Source organism: Nostoc sp. CHAB 5715 (genome assembly GCF_020829685.1).
Classification (GTDB): Bacteria; Cyanobacteriota; Cyanobacteriia; order Cyanobacteriales; family Nostocaceae; genus Nostoc.
The window spans coordinates 1-2,015 of the sequence record NZ_JAIVFR010001199.1; the positions used below are offsets into that span (position 1 = coordinate 1).

Annotated in this window: 2 protein-coding genes; both read right to left on the bottom strand. The window is 35.8% G+C overall.

Translation table 11 applies throughout. From position 1 onward, the window contains the following. On the bottom strand, positions 1 to 1,522 hold a 1,522-nt coding region (gene dndD, locus LC574_RS37655; RefSeq protein ID WP_229458705.1), incomplete at its 3' end, for a DNA sulfur modification protein DndD. 112 nt (positions 1,523 to 1,634) lie between these two features. Then, positions 1,635 to 1,889 (bottom strand): hypothetical protein, encoded by a 255-nt coding sequence (locus LC574_RS37660; protein ID WP_229458706.1) that lies wholly within the window; start codon positions 1,887 to 1,889, stop codon positions 1,635 to 1,637. Positions 1,890 to 2,015: the final 126 nt, after the last annotated feature.

A 2,015-nucleotide genomic window follows, 5' to 3' on the forward strand; every position in this document is an offset into this window, starting at 1 on the left:
TTAATTTTTCACGAAAATTCTTGTGTGTTTCTTGAACTTTTGCTGCTGACGTAATAATATGTTCGTTATTTTTATGTTTAATGTTTTCTACTGTATATTCACTTAATTCTTTTTTGGACTTGGCAATAATAGTTTCTAATTCAGCTAACCGGCGGCGGATTGTTTCGTAATTTGCTTTAGCTTCAACAACTTGATTTTGTGCAGCTTCTAGTGCTTGACGCAGCTTTGTATAATCTTCCGGTGCTGCTGCTGTTTGCACTTGCCTTTCTAGAGTATGAATTTCTTCTTCTTGATTTTTGAGAATAACTAATTTCTCTTTTGCAGAAAGTTTATAATTTTGTAAATGATATATAAGATTATCTAGCTGACTTAAAGTCTCATCATCAGCTAATAACCAAGGTGCTTCTGTCTGGATAGTCTTTGCATATAAACTATCTACATCTTGGACTAAAAATGATTGAATTTTTTCAACTTGTATCGGAGAAATTTCTGCTTGAGTTAGCCAACTGAGTAAACGCTGATCTCGCTCAATTAACAAATCTTTGGAGATTTGTACCTGTTGATGGCGAAATTCCTTTTTTCCCTGTGCTTGCACCTGATTAAGCAAATTGGGAATTAATGCCAGAGGTAAAATATCTGCCGCCAATTCACACATCGACTGACGTACTTGTTCAACTTCCGCAGTTTTCGCTTTTTGTTGTAGTTCTAGTTGATTGCGTTCTGCTGCAATCTTCCCACCTTCAAAAATGAATTTATCAAAGGCTTCTTGCTGCTTTTTTTCTAATTCTTCTACCTGATTTTTGAGACTTTCTAATTTATCTCCTGTTATTTGATAATCTTCTTGCTGTTGGGTTAACCTAGCTTCAATTTCCTCTAGGTTTGCTAAATCTTTACTATTACCAACTTCTTTAAGTTTACGGTTAACTAAGATATCTAAATCAACTGCTAAACGATCTGCTAACTCTAGCCCTAAAAGTCCGCGAATAGCTTCAATTACAATTAATGGAGGTGATTCCTGTTCTGCAAGGTTTCTTACTTGTTCACCATCGAAGAGAAATAAATTAGAAATTCCTAATGGCAGCAGATTTTCTATATAATCATCCCATGTATTTACCAAAGAATCCACAGGCCAAGTATCATCATCGCCTAAAATTCCTAAATAATCTTTACCATCTTTAGGATTTTTTTCCCAAATTCTAACAATCCGATATTTTACTGGTTTATCATCTTCGATGTGTTCAAAAACTAATTCAATCCGAGTTTTCTCAGTAGGGTTAGCTTTACTATTAACACATTGGTTCAAAAAATCATTATAACTCAAATTACCACGGGTAGAACATTGAGCGCGATGACCATAAAGCGCAAGGCGTATAGCATCCATCAGCGTAGTTTTTCCCCCGCCATTCATCCCACCTAATAAAATAATTGGGCAGGTATTTTCATCTTTTCTTGGGTCAAGATTGATTACTTGTCTTCCAGAGTAAGGGCCAAAGTTTTGTAGTACAAGTTCAAGAAATATCATTGATATTTAAGAATAAAATATGGGGCGAATGGAATTCGCTCGGTATTGTCCGGTTATTTTTGTAGGGTGTGCATTGCCCACCCTACCATATTTTTTACTAGTCGAATTACAGTCAAGTGGTCAGAATGTACTTAGTTAAGATACTCATGACTTCTCCAGGGTTGGGACTAGGTAATAAAGGACTCCATTCATTAACTTGAGCAAAACCCAGCTTGTAAAGGGTCAAAATTGTGTTGTTAACACCTGTTTTAGAACCATAAATTACTACTTTTACAGACTCTCTCGTTGGTGTTGTTTCTCGATATTCGTTGGCAAAAACAAGCGGCGAGATGCTTGAAAAGGTATCTGCCAAAAAGCTTTTAGTCATTCAATACCTTCGCCAAAAATAAATAGGGCGTTCTGTAGTAAAGTTGTTGTTTACCACAACGACAACTTCCAGTCTACAGAACGCCCATGCTAGATATAGTAACACTTCTTTTAAGTTTAGAAGTTG

What these genes read in the sequence shown, in the direction of transcription:
- LC574_RS37660 (WP_229458706.1), bottom strand. Translation starts at nt 1,889, where the DNA reads ATGACTAAAAGCTTTTTGGCAGATACCTTTTCAAGCATCTCGCCGCTT.